The organism is Chitinophaga jiangningensis, assembly GCF_900142605.1.
Lineage (GTDB): Bacteria > Bacteroidota > Bacteroidia > Chitinophagales > Chitinophagaceae > Chitinophaga > Chitinophaga jiangningensis.
Genome location: NZ_FRBL01000003.1, coordinates 251,602 through 269,562 on the forward strand (window position 1 = coordinate 251,602; position 17,961 = coordinate 269,562).

At 49.0% G+C, this 17,961-nt stretch carries 15 protein-coding genes; all 15 read left to right on the forward strand.

Features of this window, described 5'->3' with window-relative positions; all coding sequences use genetic code 11:
* Complete coding sequence (locus BUB18_RS08510; RefSeq protein WP_073079895.1) at positions 1 to 2,034, forward strand: RagB/SusD family nutrient uptake outer membrane protein; 2,034 nt, start codon at positions 1 to 3, stop codon at positions 2,032 to 2,034.
* Between the two features lie 18 nt (positions 2,035 to 2,052).
* The gene (locus BUB18_RS08515) at positions 2,053 to 2,964 is read left to right on the forward strand and encodes a DUF5017 domain-containing protein (RefSeq protein WP_073079897.1); all 912 of its coding nucleotides are present in this window, start codon (positions 2,053 to 2,055) and stop codon (positions 2,962 to 2,964) included.
* A gap of 4 nt (positions 2,965 to 2,968) precedes the next feature.
* A complete protein-coding gene (locus BUB18_RS08520; RefSeq protein WP_073079898.1) occupies positions 2,969 to 4,207 on the forward strand; it encodes a glycoside hydrolase family 88 protein in 1,239 nt (412 codons plus the stop codon).
* Positions 4,208 to 4,340: 133 nt separating this feature from the next.
* On the forward strand, positions 4,341 to 5,693 hold the full coding sequence (locus BUB18_RS08525; protein ID WP_245805631.1) for an amidohydrolase family protein: 1,353 nt from the start codon (positions 4,341 to 4,343) through the stop codon (positions 5,691 to 5,693).
* Positions 5,694 to 5,749: 56 nt separating this feature from the next.
* Positions 5,750 to 6,601, forward strand: coding sequence for a helix-turn-helix domain-containing protein (locus tag BUB18_RS08530; protein WP_073079902.1), 852 nt, complete (start codon positions 5,750 to 5,752; stop codon positions 6,599 to 6,601).
* Positions 6,602 to 6,958: 357 nt separating this feature from the next.
* A complete protein-coding gene (locus BUB18_RS08535; RefSeq protein ID WP_073079903.1) occupies positions 6,959 to 7,555 on the forward strand; it encodes a Pvc16 family protein in 597 nt (198 codons plus the stop codon).
* Between the two features lie 125 nt (positions 7,556 to 7,680).
* A complete protein-coding gene (locus BUB18_RS29955) occupies positions 7,681 to 9,750 on the forward strand; it encodes a phage tail sheath family protein (RefSeq protein ID WP_073079905.1) in 2,070 nt (689 codons plus the stop codon).
* 50 nt (positions 9,751 to 9,800) lie between these two features.
* Complete coding sequence (locus tag BUB18_RS08545) at positions 9,801 to 10,232, forward strand: phage tail protein (RefSeq protein WP_073079906.1); 432 nt, start codon at positions 9,801 to 9,803, stop codon at positions 10,230 to 10,232.
* A 65-nt stretch (positions 10,233 to 10,297) separates the two neighbouring features.
* Complete coding sequence (locus BUB18_RS08550; protein WP_073079908.1) at positions 10,298 to 10,786, forward strand: phage tail protein; 489 nt, start codon at positions 10,298 to 10,300, stop codon at positions 10,784 to 10,786.
* 18 nt (positions 10,787 to 10,804) lie between these two features.
* Positions 10,805 to 10,972 carry a DUF5908 family protein gene (locus tag BUB18_RS29625; protein WP_178372103.1) on the forward strand — a complete coding sequence of 56 codons (168 nt, stop codon included), beginning with the start codon at positions 10,805 to 10,807 and terminating at the stop codon, positions 10,970 to 10,972.
* A 2-nt stretch (positions 10,973 to 10,974) separates the two neighbouring features.
* Positions 10,975 to 11,721, forward strand: coding sequence for a CIS tube protein (locus tag BUB18_RS08555; protein ID WP_073079909.1), 747 nt, complete (start codon positions 10,975 to 10,977; stop codon positions 11,719 to 11,721).
* Between the two features lie 6 nt (positions 11,722 to 11,727).
* Positions 11,728 to 13,515, forward strand: coding sequence for a type VI secretion system tip protein VgrG (gene vgrG, locus BUB18_RS08560; RefSeq protein WP_073079911.1), 1,788 nt, complete (start codon positions 11,728 to 11,730; stop codon positions 13,513 to 13,515).
* A 24-nt stretch (positions 13,516 to 13,539) separates the two neighbouring features.
* A complete protein-coding gene (locus BUB18_RS08565; protein WP_245805632.1) occupies positions 13,540 to 13,833 on the forward strand; it encodes a PAAR domain-containing protein in 294 nt (97 codons plus the stop codon).
* A gap of 46 nt (positions 13,834 to 13,879) precedes the next feature.
* Entirely contained in the window at positions 13,880 to 14,278 is a 399-nt protein-coding gene (locus BUB18_RS08570) for a GPW/gp25 family protein (RefSeq protein ID WP_073079915.1), read from the forward strand.
* Between the two features lie 32 nt (positions 14,279 to 14,310).
* Complete coding sequence (locus tag BUB18_RS08575) at positions 14,311 to 17,961, forward strand: baseplate J/gp47 family protein (protein ID WP_143159874.1); 3,651 nt, start codon at positions 14,311 to 14,313, stop codon at positions 17,959 to 17,961.

Sequence of the window (17,961 nt, forward strand, 5' to 3'; positions counted from 1 at the left end):
ATGAAACGTATTAGTATCCTCGCATGCTTAGCTATAGCAGGACTCACCTCCTGCAAAAAATTCCTGGACACCAAGCCTACGGATTTTTATTCTACCGATAATTATTATACAACCGAAGCCCAGCTGCAACAGGCGCTCAACGGCGTGTACGGCGATCTGATGCGCCCGGAGCTCTACGCGCAGGTGATGGGCTTTAACTTTGTGTCCACTACGGATGAGGTAATGTCCAACCGTACTACGGACGGGGACGCACGCGGCCTCCGTTACAACTACGATGCATCGCTGGTATATGTTTCCAGCATCTGGCGCTACGCTTATGTGGGCATTAACAATGTGAATACCCTGCTGGAGAATATCAATAAACCGCAAATGGATGAAGCCCGCCGCAGTATTATAAAAGGGCAGGCGCTGTTTATCCGTGGTTTCCTTTATTTCATATTAACCAGTAACTACGGTGACGTACCCGTAGTGTTAAAAACGCCAGCCATCAGCGACGTGAATATTCCGCAGGTAAAACAGGCGGAGGTATATGCACAGGTTGAAAAGGATATGAAGGAGGCGGAAACCCTGCTGAAAGACTATACCGTGGCACAGGCTAAGTTCAATGATGTGGTTACGCTTACGGCGGTGCAAGCCATGCTGGCCCGTGTATACCTATACTGGGCAGGCTATCCGCAGAACAATGCCGCCAAATACCAGGACGTGATTACTTACACCGATAAAGTAATTACCTCCGGCCTGCATGCCCTCAATCCGGATTACCGGCAGGTGTTCATCAACCTGGCGCAGGATAAATATGATGTGAAGGAGAACATCTGGGAGTTGGGCTCCCTCGGTGCTGCTGCCGGTGTGGTAAATAAGTCGGGGAATGATATTGGCAATTTCGTGGGCATACAATCCTCGCTCACGGCCAATGACACCAGTTCTTACAACTCCGCTGCCTGGGTATGGGTAACCAAAAAACTTTTTGATGCCTATGAAACTGATCCGGGCAGTACGGCTACGCCGAATAAATCGTCACTGGATATACGCCGCGACTGGAACTGTGCCAACTACCTGTACAGCGGTACCAGTCCGCGTGTTAAGGCTGCCCGTCCTAATCCATGGCAGATGTGCGCCGGTAAATTCAGAAGAGAATATGTGCCACAGTCGATCCGCAACACCAATGGCGTTGGCGGTACCTATAATATTAACTGGCCGATGATCCGATATTCCGATGTATTGCTGATGCGTGCGGAAGCGGAGAATTATGTGAACGGCCCCGGTAACGCCTATACGTACATTAACCAGGTGCGTAAACGTGGCTATGGTATCATGAATGGTAACGTCGTGAAATCAGTGACTATTACCAGCGCAGGCAGCGGTTACACCACCGCGCCGGCGGTAACCATCACCGGTGGCGGTGGGAACGGAGCCACGGCTACTGCGGTGATAACCGGTAATGCCGTGAGTGGTATTTATTTAAGTTCACCAGGTGCATTAACGCCGGGCAGTTACTATAGCTCCGCACCTGTAGTGGTGATTGGTACTTTCTGGACGCCGGGTGTAGCTTATACTACCGGCATGCAGATTACCAATGGCGGTAATTTATATACTGTTACCACACCGGGTACTTCTACCAATACACCTCCCACACATACAACAGGTGCTTCTGCTGCATCCGTAACAGGAGCAGTGTTTACCTATGCCGGCAAAGCAGCTACGGCTACAGCCACCATTACAACGGGTAATGAATCCGACCTTATGCCGGGGCTGGACAAAGAAGCATTTTTACAGGCGATTAAAGATGAGCGCATGCGGGAGCTGTGTTTTGAGGCGGTGCGTAAAGCGGACCTGATCCGCTGGGGCAACTTCCTGGCCGACATGCAGAACTTTGCGGTGTGGGCTACTGCCAACGGTGCCGGTGTAACCTCCACTGGTAATCCCAATGGTTTGCAGGGTATACGCAATATCATGCAGCGCCATGTGTTGCTGCCCAAGCCTACCTATGAACTTAATCTTAACCGCTTACTTACGCAAAACGAAGGCTGGTAATTCAAAACGTAATTAGTTATGAAAAAATCATTGATCATATTATTCGCTGTGGTGGCGGTTTCCTGCTCGAAAAAGATGGAGGTGGAAACACCCGATTTCCAGGTGGCCATGGATCCTGCTCACCTGGTTACCGATACTTTTATCTATCGTTTGGGAGATACTACCCGCTTCCGCTTCAGCGGGAGTATAGGTAATATAGCGTTTTACTCAGGGGAAGCCGGCAAGCGCTACGCTGGCCGCACAGCGGGTTACCAGCTGGGCAAGCTCACCCTGAAGTTTTCTACCAAAGCAGAGTTTGGTGCGCAAACCAATACGCTGCAGGTACTGGCCACCAACAAATTACCCGGCCTGGATTCTGCCTCAGTTGTTAATGCCAGCTGGACCAACATCAGCAATCGTGGCGCACTGGCCACCAGCGCAACGGTGGTGCCTTTCGGTACAGCCGATATTACGGACCTGGTGGGCAATGCCAACGATTCACTGTTTATCGCATTCCGGTACAGCGGGGTAACGGGATCGACCCAACGTACCTGGACCATCACTGATTTAGCAGTGAACAATGAATTACCTGAAAAAACAGTGTCCCTTTCCACTATCGGTACGGATGTAGCTTACTGGACGCGTTACGGAAATGTATGGAGCCCGGCAAATGCCCGGTGGACACCTTCGGCCACAGACCTGAAAATTACTGGTGGTGGTGCCACTGCCGCCTCCAACACCAGCTGGATCATTACCAAGCCGCTGTATGTAGGGCGTGTGCCCGGCGACGTTAGTGTGGGGATTAAAAGTATCAACGAGCCCAACCTGGCAGGCTATGCCTACCTGTATCCGGCACCGGGTGTATATAAAGCTACATTCGTAGCCTTTAACCATACCCTCGATGAACAGAAGAGTACCGTAAAAGAATTTGTAATTAAAGTGATACCATAGTAACATGAAACCATTGCTTCAAATCATTATTGCAGCCGCCGGTCTGACAGCTTTTACGCTTAGCACAGAAAAGGATTTCCTCAGTAGCAATACCGGTTATGCCCGCCAGCAACTAAACCACATGCTAAAGGAAACGGCTACACGGGATAGCCTGGCCTTTCCACGGACCACCGATGCCGCCGGCCGCATGACTACCACTTCCATGTACGATTGGACACCGGGATTTTTTCCGGGCTCGCTATGGTACAGTTATGAGCAAACAAAAGATCCGGCGATCTATCAGCAGGCCATCCGCTGGACGGAGAAGCTCGAACCACTCAAAGATTTTACCCAGCATCATGACCTCGGCTTTATGATGTATTGCAGCTACGGTAACGCCTATAGGATTACAGGCAACAAAGCCTACCGCGATATCCTGATCCAGGGAGCCCGCTCACTGAGTACCCGCTTTAACCCGGTAACCGGTAGTATCAAAAGCTGGAATGCGTTTAAGTCGTGGCACGGTGAACAGAAATATTACTACCCCGTGATCATCGATAACCTGATGAACCTGGAGCTGCTCTTTTTTGCGGCTAAGGAAACAGGTGACACCAGCTTCAGACATATAGCAGTAAGCCATGCTTTGCAGGCGATGAAAAACCAAATCCGCCCTGACTACAGCTCTTACCACGTGGTATGTTATGATACCCTCACCGGCAAAGTGCTGGCACGCGAAACCGCGCAGGGGTACGCGGATAACTCCACCTGGGCACGCGGGCAGGCATGGGGCATCTATGGCTTTACCATGATCTACAGAGAAACCAAAGATCCCCGCTTCCTGAAAACCGCTACCGGTATGGCTGATTGGTTCCTTAACAGCAGGAACCTGCCGGCGGATAAAGTACCGTACTGGGATTTCAATGCCATGCAAAAAGGTTATACGCCGGGTGTGCGTTCCTACGCCAACCAGGTGACAACGAAATACAGGGATGTATCCGCCGCGGCAATTGTGGCTGCTGCCTTGTTTGAGCTGAGCCAATATCAGACGCCGGCAAAAGGAGAGCAGTACCGCAAAACAGCCATTGCCATGCTACACACCCTCGCCGGGCCGGCTTATAAAGCACCCGAAGGACAAAACGGCAATTTTATGCTGATGCACAGCGTAGGCAGTATTCCGCATCATACTGAAATAGATGTACCATTGGTATATGCCGATTACTACTTCATGGAAGCGTTACAGCGCTATCAGGCAACCTTGAAGTAAGGCTGTTTTTTGAGCAATAACAGCATAGGGGAGGCGCCGGTTGATGGCGCCTCTCTTTTTTGTTGGAAGAATTATAAATCCTACCCGCCCTGTTATAAATCATACTCCTATATAGCCTGCAACAAGTGTAACTTTGGACAAAAGAACTACAGCCATGGGCGCTTCAAATATATCCAGGAAGGATTTTCTCCGGAACTCCGTATTCACCACCTTAGGACTCGGCATTGCACCATCCCTGATGGCGGAAGCCACAAACGTTGTTTCCTACAAGGCTGATGGCCTGCGCAAAAGTGTAAAGTTGAAAAATGTGCGTTTGGAAACCGGCTTTGAATACGACGGTAATGAAGTGATAGCTACTAAAACCGGCCTGTTCACTGTTGAAATCACTGACGGTAAATTCTCTTCCATACAACCAAATAATCCGAAAGCAAATGCCATAGATGCAAAAGGGTTGCTGATGCTGCCGGCATTTAAGGACATGCATATTCACCTGGATAAAACCAATTATGGCGGCCCGTGGAAAGCGGTGCAGAAGCGCCAGGGCGGCGTGAAAGGGATGATTGCGCTGGAACAACAGATCCTGCCGGAGATGCTGAAAACATCTACCGCACATGCGGAGAAACTGATTGAACTGTTGCAGTCCTGTGGTTCGGCGTTTGCCAGAAGCCATGTAAATATAGAACCAACTTCAAAGCTTGATTCGCTGAAACATTTGCAGGTAGCACTTGAAAATAAAAAATCCACCTTTGGAGCAGAGCTGGTGGCCTTTCCGCAACATGGCCTGTTTTATACCCACTCTATGCCTTATATGGAGGAAGCGGCCAAAATGGATATTGATTTCATTGGTGGCGTAGATCCCTTTTCTGTTGATGGGGAGATAGCCAAGCCCATGGATGCCATAGTGAAGCTGGCACTGGACCATAACAAAGGTATCGACATTCACCTGCATGAATCCGGCGATTCCGGATTGAAAACAGTGGAATACCTTATCGACCGGGTAAATGAAAACCCGGTGCTGAAAGGCAAAACTTACCTGAGTCATTGTTTCGTGCTGGCGCGACTGGAAAAAGTCAAACAGGAAGAAATTGCCGATAAGCTGGCGCAGGCGCAGATTGGTATTATGTCCACCATTCCATTCGGGGGACTGATCATGCCTATTCCAACCCTGTACAAATACGGCGTAAAAGTGGCTACTGGCAACGATAGCATCATTGACCACTGGAACACCTGGGGCTCTGGCAGCGTATTGCAGAAAGCCAATCTCATGGCGCAGCTCTATGGCTATGGAACCGAATTTCATCTCTCCCGTAGCCTGAAACTCGCTACCCGTGATATATTGCCGCTGGATGATAAAGGTAACCAGCAATGGCCTAAAGCCGGTGATGAAGGCAGCGTAGTGTTAATTGACGCCAGCTGCTCCGCGGAAGCCGTATCCAGGGTTTCGCCGGTAAGGTCCCTTATTTATCAGGGTACAGCTGTATTTTAAGTAATGCCGGGTGCTGGATAATTTTCATTATTTTAGCCATTCATAAGGCGCTGCAGATGGCTATTCAGAAAGATCATTTTCCAGTATTAAGTATACAGGAGTTCAGTGAAGGGAAAACTTCCGGACATCCGTTGCTGTATCATGAGATACGCGGTGAGCGGCATATCGAAGAGCCGCATAAGCACGATTTCTTTATTGCCGTTATTTTCGAAAAAGGAAGAGGTACGCATACCATAGATTTCGTGGAGCATAAGGTGGCCAAACATCAGCTCCACCTACTTTTTCCTCAGCAGGTGCATGCCTGGAAGTTTATGAAAGGAACCGTGGGCTACCAGCTGATGATAGGCAGGGAGCAGTATGAAGCCTTCCTGCCGTCCTTACGTTTTTCCTCCGCATTTTATGAACGCCATCCTGTATTGAACCTGGATGAAGCATCCTTCCATGCTTTGTTGTATGAGTTTAAGAGCCTGCAACAGGAGTTGGGTAAGAAGGAAATCTTTCGGGAGCTGATCACTGCACGTACCACGGTTACAGGTTTGCTCATCAGTAAAGCAGCAGAAAGTATTTTCAAGGATGTGAACAGCTACAGTGCAAACCCAATACTCGCCCGCTTTTTAAGGTTAATAGATGTGCACTTTAAGGAGGAGAGGTCGGTAGCTTTTTACGCAGGTGAATTAAATATCTCCCCCAACTACCTCAATATTATTTGTAATAAAGCCCTGCATGCATCCGCATCTTCTCTGATTCAAAACAGGGTATTGATCGAAGCAAAGCGCCTGCTGAAGGCCTCTGAGATGTCCGTTAAGGAAATTGTATTTGATCTCGGTTTTTACGATCACGCTAATTTCTCCAAGTTCTTCAAGGCGCATACTGGTATGAGCCCTTCTGCATTTAAAGAGTGGCAATAGCAAAATGTACATGCGTAGTATCCCGCGAAAAATGCATCTGCCGTAATCAATCACCTAAATAATTGTGTACTAATTAAATAGACCTTGTGCCACTGTTTGTACGGCGATTTTTATTTACAGGTGGTAGCAGATGCATTGCAGAAGTGCGTATAGCTATCAGTAGAAATACTCATTTTTCGAAAAATGGTACACTGCCTATTTGCCGTGAAAAAAATTCATCCTAATTTCACATTCATGATTCCGAAAGAGGAATTAAGTTATGTCCCAAAAAAATGTGTTAACTAAAAATTCAGTAACCCCAAAACAGTCAAGTGTCTGTACGTAGCTGTTTGTAGGAACCCCAAATCCGTTGTATTCATGATCACAGATACACTCCTTTTTGTAAAAGGCAGGATGAATGCTGCATCGAGTCCCTCCAGTTCTAAAGTTGAGCTGGGTAACATTTCCCGGATCAGTGACGGGGATGATTTTAATCCGGATTTACAGAATAAAATTCTGTTGTCTGTTATTAATGTAGAGGAAGATACAGTGGCCAGAACGCAGGATTATTTTCGTAAAACAGCGAACCCACAGCTGATCGAATTTATCACGCCGCCAATATTTCTCAACCTGACGTTGATGTTTGCCGTTACGCATACGGACTACGAATCCGCGCTGATAGCGCTGGAGCAGGTGGTACGTTTCTTTCAGCAAAACCGTTTCTTTTCCCCGGAAACATCGCCGGAGTTGCAGGCCTATAATGAGCTGCATAATATCAAGGTGGAAATGATCAGCTTTGAACTGGTCAACCTTTCACTGGATCAGGTACATCAGCTGTGGGGTGGGCTCGGCGGGCATTACATGCCATCAGTGATTTACAAAATGAGAATGGTACAGATAGATAGCAGTGTGGTCAACGGTGAAGCAGTTCCTATACTGGATGTAAATATAAATACAGCAATAAAACATTCGTAGCGTAATATAACCCCACATATCACAGGCCCCGGGAAATACTGGCGGCAGTTGGCGCGCAACTGTCTGCCCTGGCCAATCCGTGGCTGTTACAGTCAAACTTTTCAATTTTTAAAACCTCAAAAAAAATGGCAATTTACAAAACCCCAGGGGTGTATGTAGAGGAGATTTCTCTGCTCCCACCCAGCGTTGCGCAGGTTGAAACAGCGATCCCTGCATTCATTGGTTACACCGCCCTGTCTGAAAAAGATGGACAGGATCTGAAGAATGTTCCTACCCGCATTACTTCCATGCTGGAATATGTGCAGTACTTCGGTGGCGCCTATTCCTTCGGTACAAGCGATTTCAGTATCTCTCTCGATGAAACAAACGGCTTCAAAGTGCTGAGCGACAGTTTTAAGGTAACGAAGCTGTTTAATATGTATAACAGCGTACGTCACTATTTCGATAACGGTGGCGGCCCTTGCTACATCGTGTCGGTAGGGGGTTACAAAGACGACGTGGCAGCCGGTGACGAAGCTACAGGCACACCAGGATTACGTGTTGGTATTAAAGCGCTCGAAAAATACGACGAGCCTACCATCATCGCTATTCCGGATGCGGCCAATCTTGGTAAAAATGAGTTCTATGCGTTGCAGCAAATGGCGGTAGCACAGGCTGGCATTTTGCAGGATAGAGTTGTGTTACTCGACCTCCGTGAGTACGATGCTGACCTTGATGTATATGCAAAAGAAAGCAAGGTTAGTGATGTGCATGGAGAGTTTCGCGACCACATCGGTATCAACGATCTTAAATACGCTGCCGCCTACACGCCGTGGCTGATCTCTACCTATGCGCCGGAGATTCCATACCCTGTTTTGAAAGGAAGTGTGAAAGCAAAAGATGGTAAATCCGCAGTGAACCTCGCGCAGGTAACCAGCAACGCGGCATTGAACGCACTGGTGCAGAAAACAGAAGCCGCGGTGACTGACCTGGCCAATGTAAAAAGCGTGATCGCTACCGGTAAAGAGCCTGCAGCAACTCCGGCTGACCGCTTCAATGACCTGAAGTCACTCTTATCCGCTGCTGCCTCTGATGATGCTGCCAAAACGGCTTTCCTTAACCTGCTTACTTATGTACGCGGCCTCGTAAAAGCCATTCCTTCCTGGAAAGGTGCTGCACCACTGGTAAATACGCAGCTGCTGAGCGACCTCGACGCCAGCGCTAAAGATGTAAACGCCGGACTGGCAGCTACGCTGAAAGCATTAATCTCATTTGAGAAAAATGCAGACGTAGCATTGTTTGCACCAATGCCAGCTACCGCTGAGGCCTATACGGACTATGATGCCCCCACTGTAAGTATATGGTGGAAGGTTTTCCCTAAAGAAGATTTCGACGGCAACGTTATTGCAACCGTCGATAAATTTAAAGCAACCACCACGGATTACGGTGCTGCTGCTGATAAGGCAACCGCCCTCAAAGCTGCCGCGGATCTCGAAAATATCTTCCGTGGCTTGTTAGCGTTCTTAAATAAAATCCAGACCAGCGCTGCTAAATATGTAAGCAGCAACCAGTCCGCTTTGTATGCTACTCACCCGGTGATTGCTGCGGTAGTTACTGCACTGCAAACCAAACTGGCCATTGTGCCACCATCCGGTGCCATTGCAGGTGTATACGCCAAAACTGACCGCGAACGCGGTGTGTGGAAAGCACCTGCCAACACCAGCCTGAACAGCGTGAGCGCACCGCTGGTGAAAATTGATAACAACACCCAGGACGGCCTGAACGTAGATACGGATGCAGGAAAAAGCATCAACGCCATCCGCGCGTTCAGCGGCAAAGGAACCCTCGTATGGGGCGCGCGTACGCTGGACGGTAACAGCAACGAATGGCGCTACATCAGCGTTCGCCGCCTCTTTAATATGGTGGAAGAAAGCGTGAAGAAAAGCACCGCCCCGTTTGTGTTCGAACCTAATGATGCCAACACCTGGGTAAAAGTGAAAGGAATGGTAGAAAACTACCTCACCACCTTATGGCGCCAGGGTGCACTCGCCGGCGCTAAAACTGACCAGGCATTTTTTGTAAGAGTAGGCCTGGGCCAAACCATGACCGAACAGGATATTCTCGAAGGCCGACTCATTGTGGAAATAGGCATGGCAGCTGTTCGTCCGGCAGAATTTATCATCTTACGCTTCTCTCACAAAATGCAGGAAAGCTGATTTACGCTGAACTGATTTTTTTCTGATCCAAAAAATTTAAACACACTCCAATGGCACAATATCCATTATCAAAATTTCACTTCCAGGTAGAATGGGGCGGAGCAAGACTCGGCTTTACGGAAGTAACAGGACTCAACGTGGAAACTCAGGTAATCGAATACCGCGAAGGTATCAGCCCTGAATACCACAAAATCAAAATGCCGGGCATGCAGAAGTTCGATAACGTTACCCTGAAACGCGGACTGTTCAAGGCCGACAACGAATTCTTCCTCTGGTGGAATACCGTTGCACTCAATACCATCACCCGCCGCGACATTATCGTATCCCTGATGAACGAAAAGCACGAGCCGGTAATGGTGTGGAAAATCAAGAACGCCTGGCCGGTAAAAGTGAATAGCACTGACCTGAAGGCAGACGGTAATGAAGTAGCAGTAGAAAGCATCGAACTGGCCCACGAAGGCCTGGTGATGGAAGCTGCATAATGTATGAATGGTGGGCCGGCAGCCGCCGGCTCATCATCTCTTCCTGAAAAATAAAAATCATCAGCATGTTAAATCGTACTCCCCCGGTGGGCTTTCATTTTAGAGTGTCGTTCGGATCGTCGGAGGTGGAATCAGCCTTCCAGGAGGTAAGTGGCCTCAATGTGGAAATGGAAACAGAGCCATACAAGGAAGGTGGTGAAAACAGGTTTGTGTATCAGATGCCCATACGCGCACGCTATGAGGACCTGGTGCTCAAACGCGGACTGCTCAACGATTCCAAATTGATTAACTGGTGCCAGAATGCTATTGAGCATTTCATTTTTCTGCCGATCAATATCACGGTGAGCCTGCTGGATCGTAACCATGAACCGGTGTACACCTGGTATGTCACCAACGCGTTTCCGAAGAAGTGGACCGTGAGCAGTTTCAACGCAGCAGAAAGCAGCATCGTGGTGGAAAGTCTCACACTGGGCTATCAGTTTTTCAGACAGGTAAGCATGGCAACAGATGCCGGTATTACCCCGGTGATGCCTTCCAACAGTGCGATCGTGTAAATATCAAATCCCCGTTTTATGCCCATAGAAATAAAGGAAATTAGTATTAAGGCGGATGTGTTCCCGGGCCGGCACGACCAGGAAGCTACCATCACACCGGCTGAATTGGAGCGCATCAAACAGGAAATTAAAGAAGAAGTAACCCTGGCATTGATCAGGGAATTTACCAACGCTATAGAAAGATAATTATGCTCAGTACATCCGCAGGTCACCTGGAAAAAATGAAGCTGAAGGCCTATAAAAAACCTGATGTGAACAGCACAGCGGTGTCTGTAAAGGGCAGCGATACTTTTACCTTCAAGGTAAATCCGGAATCGTTCAAACGTTCCTATGGCATTGCCTATAAGGATGAAACGCACATTCCGCAAGGTATTACCAGTCAGCCCAAGCAATTTAGTCATACCAAACCGGAAGGCTTTTCCGTAGAGATATTACTGGATGAAAGTGGCATTTTCGCCGATCCGGCACAAACCGGCCAAACGGAGCTGGACAGCCTCGCACCGGTGAAGCGTCCGGATGTTTCAGAACAGGTAGCTAACCTGCTTGCCTTCTGTTACGAATACCAGGGCGATAGTCACCGGCCAAACTACATCCTGCTTTGCTGGGGTTCTTCTGCCGGTTTTTTCTTTGGTGTGGTGAAATCGGTGGAAATCGACTATAAGCTCTTTCTGCCGGATGGGAGGCCCATACGGGCAGTGGTGCGCCTGCAGCTGGATAGTGCAGAGTCGCCCGCGGAAATGATGCGACGGATGTCACCCAATTCTCCCGATATGACACATGAGAAATCCTTTAAAGCAGGTAACAGCCTCTCCAACATGGCTACCGCCGTGTACCAGGACGACAGCTACTACATTGATGTAGCCAAAGCTAACAACCTGCTGGGATTCAGAAATGTGAAACCAGGTACCACCCTTAAATTTCCACCCCTGAAATAAATAATTATGGCAGCAGTAGCAACTAAAGAACTACAGACTGCGATTCCCGGCGCTGAAAAGGTTTCGCTGGTATCGTGTAAAGTATTGATAGATGGGCAGGAGCTGGATCCGGCTATTCCGATCTTTAAAATTACCATCGAGAAGGAAGTAAACCGGATCCCTACCGCTATCCTCACGATCCCTGATGGAGATGTGAGTTTGCAGGATTTCCCCGTGAGTAACAAGAACCTGTTCAAGCCCGGAAATAAAGTGGAAATACAACTGGGCTATGAAACCAAAACCGAATCGGTATTCAAAGGTATTGTAACTGCCCACGGCAGCCGTATTACCCGCCAAACCTCGCAGCTGGTGGTGACTTGTCGCGATACTGCCATTCAGATGACCCTGGCCCGTAAAAATGCAGCTTTCTACGAAATGACGGACAGTGATATCGCTTCACAACTGATCGGCCAATATAACGGCTTAAAAGCGGATGTGGAGAGCACGGATATCCAGCACCTGCAATTGCTGCAATGTAATCTTACCGACTGGGATTTTGTGTTGGGAAGATTTGATGTACTCGGAATGTTTTGTACCGTCGAAGACGGAACGGTGTCGATTAAGAAACCCGATCTGAAGCAGGACAGAAAATTTGACGTAGTGTATGGCGCCACACTGATCGATTATCAGGCTAACATTGACGCACGTACGCAGGCTACCGCAGCAGAGGCCAGCAGCTGGGATTACAGCGCCCAGGCGCTGAATAATGGCGCAGGCGTGGACCCTTCGCTGAATGCGGCCGGTAACCTCGGTGCATCGGACCTGGCAGCCGCCATGGCGTTTGAATCGGAGATATTCGCATTTCCCGGCAAATGGACGGAAGCAGAATTGAAAGCACTGGCCGACGCCCGGTTGATCAAACGCAGACTGGCAGCCATTAAAGGAAATGTGCGCTTTCAGGGTACCAATAAAATCCTACCGAATGAATTTATCACCATCGGCGGAATAGGCGAACGCTTTAGCGGGCCGGTATTTGTAAGTGCTGTGAAGCACACATTTGAAGGAGGAGACTGGATCACCATGGTGAATTTTGGTATGGACCCGGTTTGGTTTGCAGAGAAGATAAACCCCTGGCACCCCATGGCCTCGCAAGGGTTGATACCCGTTACGCAGGGCTTGTATAACGGTGTGGTTACCGACATTGAAGATCCCGAAAATGAATTCAGGATAAGAGTAAAAATTCCGGTGATTGATGCAAAGGGAGAAGGCATCTGGGCTCGCATCGCTACGCTGGATGCAGGCAATAACAGAGGCACCTTTTTTCGCCCGGAGCTGAATGATGAAGTGGTGGTAGGCTTTATGGGCACCGACATGCGGGATGCAGTAGTGCTGGGAATGTTGCATAGCAGCTCACTTGCAGCACCGCTTACTCCCGCCAAAGATAATTACCAGAAAGGCTATGTATCTAAAACCAACTTCAAACTCATCTTCGATGATGAGAAAAAAAGCCTGACCATCGAATCCCCCAAGGGCAAGAAAATTACCGTCAGCGACGAAGATAAAATCCTGCAGCTGGAAGATGAGAACGGCAACCAGCTTATCCTGGATGAGAAAGGCATCACCCTGAAAACAGACAAGGATATGCTGTTGGATGTAGGAGGTAAGTTTAACCTCAAATGTGGTGGCGACGCCAGCGCCGAAGCCATGAACCTGGCGCTGAAAGGAAGTTCCAAGGCGGGAATGGAAGCGGCACAGGTAGAAGTGAAGGGAAGTGGCCAAACGACCATCAAAGGCGGTATGGTCATGATTAACTAACTATAAAAAAATATCGATATGGGTATGGCAGCAAGGATCACGGACATGCATACATGTCCGATGGTTACACCAGGAGTACCACCAATACCACATGTAGGTGGCCCGATAGTTGGCCCCGGAGCGCCCACCGTTTTAATAGGCGGTATGCCGGCGGCAGTAATGGGAGATAACTGTGTATGTGTAGGGCCGCCGGATAGCATTGTGAAAGGCAGTGCTACGGTGATGATTGGCGGCAAACCAGCCGCCAGAATGGGAGATGCCACCGCACATGGTGGTACCATTGTACTGGGTTGCCCTACCGTAATGATAGGAGGATAACTGAAATAAGCATTGTAAATATTAACCCCAAAAAATTTTTAACCCCATGGCATCCTTTTACGGAACCGGCTGGAGCTTTCCTCCTGCATTTGATAACGTGCCCGGCGAAGCGGCAACTGTCAGCGATCTTGTAGACATACAGGAAAGCCTGCAGATACTGCTGGGCACGCGGCCGGGAGAGCGAATTATGCAGCCTGGATATGGCTGCAACCTCGACCAGCTATTGTTTGAGCCCCTTACGACTACCTTAAAAACCTATATGAAACACGTGATCGAATCCGCTATTCTGTACCATGAATCACGTATTAAGGTAGATACCGTTGAACTCTCGGAAAGCAGTGAAGTGGAAGGACTGGTGCTGATCCAGATCGCCTACACCGTGAGGGCTAACAACAGTCGCTTCAACTTCGTGTATCCCTATTATAAGAACGAGAAATCCGGTTGATACCAATTTATTAAACTATTAATTCTACTAAATTGTCGTCCAATTGTTCACATAAGAATCCATTGCTGCATAGCGGTACTTCCCGGTACAACCGGGTACTGGCCGCGCTGGAGCCCTCTTTTGCCAGGGTGGATGAAAGAAGCATGAGCGACTTAATCCTCTTCGCCAAAGCATATAGCCGGCAGCTTAATTTCTTCAATGCTGCCAACGAGCAGGATGGAAACTGGCTCCCGCTCATGCAAATGGATGTCAGCGTTATCCTCGCCACGCTGGCTAACCAGGATATTGCCGGTTACAGGCAGTTGCTCAGGCAGCAGCTCCGGTATCTCGCCGATAAAAAAAATGAAAAAGCCACCGACCTGGTCCATAGGTTTTCCTTCCTGTTTGATTTTACCTGGAGCTGGCTGTATGAGCTGGATACCCAGCTACGGCTGCTGCCCGACCAATGGCCCTTTAAATCCTGGCTCACTAACGTGATCGGCAACACGCTCAGCACACAGCGTCATAAACTGAACGCCTGGTACCAACAGGCTTCGCTGATGGGCTGTATTACCGACCAGTACGACCCAACAGCCTACCTGCCCGTTACCCGACCGGTGCCTTTTCGTGTAGACGCAGCCGGTAGCCTCCGCGTGCAGAAATGGGAAGCTGCCTGGTCGCTCGGTTCCAGCGGTGCCGGCTTTCATTTGCAGGGGGCAGCTGTGGCCGACCGAATCCGCTTTGCCGCCACCAATAACCTGTTTACCGGCATCTTCGACGCGATCTTTAAACAGGCCAGCCTGATCGCCCAGCATGCCGCTAAAAGTCTGGAAGCAGCCGTGACCGACTTCCCCGCCCATACGCCACATTATACGCTCTTCCTCACTTTTCTGAAGCTATTCCGCTTTGCGCAGGAGGAACTGAATACCTTTACCGGCAGGCACCTTGATTTTTATTATAAAGATATACTGCAGCTTACGCCTGCGCCGGCCACACCTGATGCCACACACCTGATGGTGGAATTGCAAAAAAATGCAAAAGATTATCTGCTGGAAGCCGGCACGCTCTTTAAGGGAGGAAAAGATGCCGCAGGCAACGTACAATTATACGCCACCGATAAAGATGTGCTGATCACGCAGGCTATGGTAGCGGATATACGGGGTGTTACCGCTTTACCCAAAACGCACCCGAATCCAGGAATATACGCCAGCAGGGTAGCCAATAGTATGGATGGACTGGGTACACCACTGGCAGCTGACACCAGCTGGCAGCCTTTTGGCGTAGTTAGTGAAGCTACACGTACTTTTACAGGTTGCGCCATAGCTTCGCCCTTGCTGCTCATGAAAGAGGGGGAGAGAAAAGCGGTGGTTACCTTCAAATCCAGGAGTAATTTTCCACAGCACGAGGGCGTATATGACCTGGATGCACAAATGCAGTTTACCGGCCCTTCCGGATGGATGAATGCCAGTGGCGAATTTTGGGCCGATGAATCGTGGCAGACGCCGGTATACCAGTTTGGCTATGGCGCAGGATTGTCAGCCGCACAGGATCCTGTAGTACCATACAACCCTGCCATTCATGGTGGCAATTACAATACCCCGTTTCCGATACTGCGCTTCAGGTTTAGGGCGATGTCGCCCCAGGCAGCTTTACTGTTGGAGCAATGGGAGAACACTATCCTGAGTGAAGTGGAGATTGATGTAACAGTAACGGGTATACGACAATTGAATATATATAGTGAATCAGGGCGCCTGGATATTTCCAAGCCTTTTCAGCCATTCGGCTTTGCGCCTTATGTTGGAAGTGCCTGCACGATCGGGAATGATGAAATTTTTATAAAGCCCAATGCGCATGTTAAACTGAACATCACCTGGGATAATGTGCCGCAACCGGAAGGCATCGTAAACCATACCGGCAGATGGAAAACCGTGGAATCGAAAGTAGATAATAAAACCATCACCATTACCGAACCTGATACAGAACCGTATGATGGAGAGGACTTTATCAACGAGGCGGGTGACCCGGCTACCAACACGCCATTTGCTTATATTGAAGTCCTGAAAAATGGCAACTGGCAGTTTGTAAACAGCGGGGCACTTTTCTGCCCGCGGGAGTACTTTGGAAATACGCTGATGGATAAACTAAGGGGCAAAATTACTGATCCGGATTTTCTGGATACCTACCCCGCAGCAACCAATGATTTAATATACCCTTCCAGTTTGGGTTTTATTTCGGAAACCCTGCTGCCGCCAACATTGGATAAGCCCTCCACCTATGATGCCGGTACCAAAAATGGATTTGCACGGATCATATTGCAAAAAGACCTGGGTCATAAAGATTATCAGCGCCGCTTTGCCTATCAGGCCGGCAAACAGCGACTTTTACCACTGGAGCCATACATCCCGACAGCAAAGAGCATTACGGCAGATTATACCGCCACACAAACGTTGAAGGCGGGTATGGCAGCTGAACTACCCGGCGCATTTTATTCGTTGCATTCATTTGGCGAAAGAGAAGAAACAAGTTCCTGGCGGATGCTTCCGCCTGTAGAAGCAGCAGGGCAGCTATACATAGGCCTGGATAAGGTTATTCCTGCAACTGCCATTCCCATACTCTTTCGTATCAGTGAAGGCAGTGCCAATCCGCTGGTTGCCAGTCAGCCTGTACGCTGGCAATGGCTTTCAAGCACAGGCCAGTGGGAGGACTTTAGTAATGTGGCCGTGCAGGACGACACCAACGGACTGCTTCGTAACGGTATCATTACTTTTAGCCTGCCGGCTAATATTGGGATTAACCCGGCACTGATGGGGGGTAAATATTGCTGGATCAGAGCCCTGGTAACTGCTAACCCGGATGCGATCAGTAACCTGATCAGCCTGAGTGCACAGGCCGTTCGCGTCCACTGGACAAACAATGGTACCAGCGTGCCTTATACCGTCGCGGCCCCGGCCGGAACCATCCAGAAATTGATAACACCGGCATCTGCCATAAAAAAAATAACACAACCTACCGCCAGCACAGGCGGGAAAGGGGAAGAAAAACCTGCACAATTTCGTATGCGCGTAAGCGAAAGGTTGCGCCACAAATCAAGGGCGGTTACCATCTGGGATTATGAACACCTGGTGCTGGAAAAATTCCCTGAAATCTTTCGTGTCAAATGCCTGAATCATACCGCCGCTTCAGCTGCCAATACCAGCGAAATGGCGCCGGGAAACGTGGTCATCATTCCCATACCTGATTTATCACGTATTCCGGCCAGCAACCCACAACGCCCGCTTACCAGTGTAGATACACTTACATCTGTTGAATCCTATCTCAAACAAATAGCCGGTAGCTTCGTGAATATCAAAGTATGTAATCCGGTATTTGAGGAAGTAGTGATCAGTTGCGAGGTGCAATACAAAGATGGGAATATTGCGGCCAATACCCTCCGGTTGCTCAAAGATTTCCGCGCTTTCTTAAGTCCGTGGATATACGATACCAGTGTGCAACCTGAGTTTGGTGGCAAAATTAGCAAAAGTACCCTGGTAAATATGCTGGAAGGACTTCCATACGTGGAATATATCCTACACCTGAAACTCTTCCTGCGAAAGGATGATCACATCATCCTGAAAGATGTGGAAGAAATCACCACGTCCTCCGCGCGGAGTATGCTGGTGTGCGCCCCTGACGATGTGCAAATGATAACCCCGGTAAACTTTTAA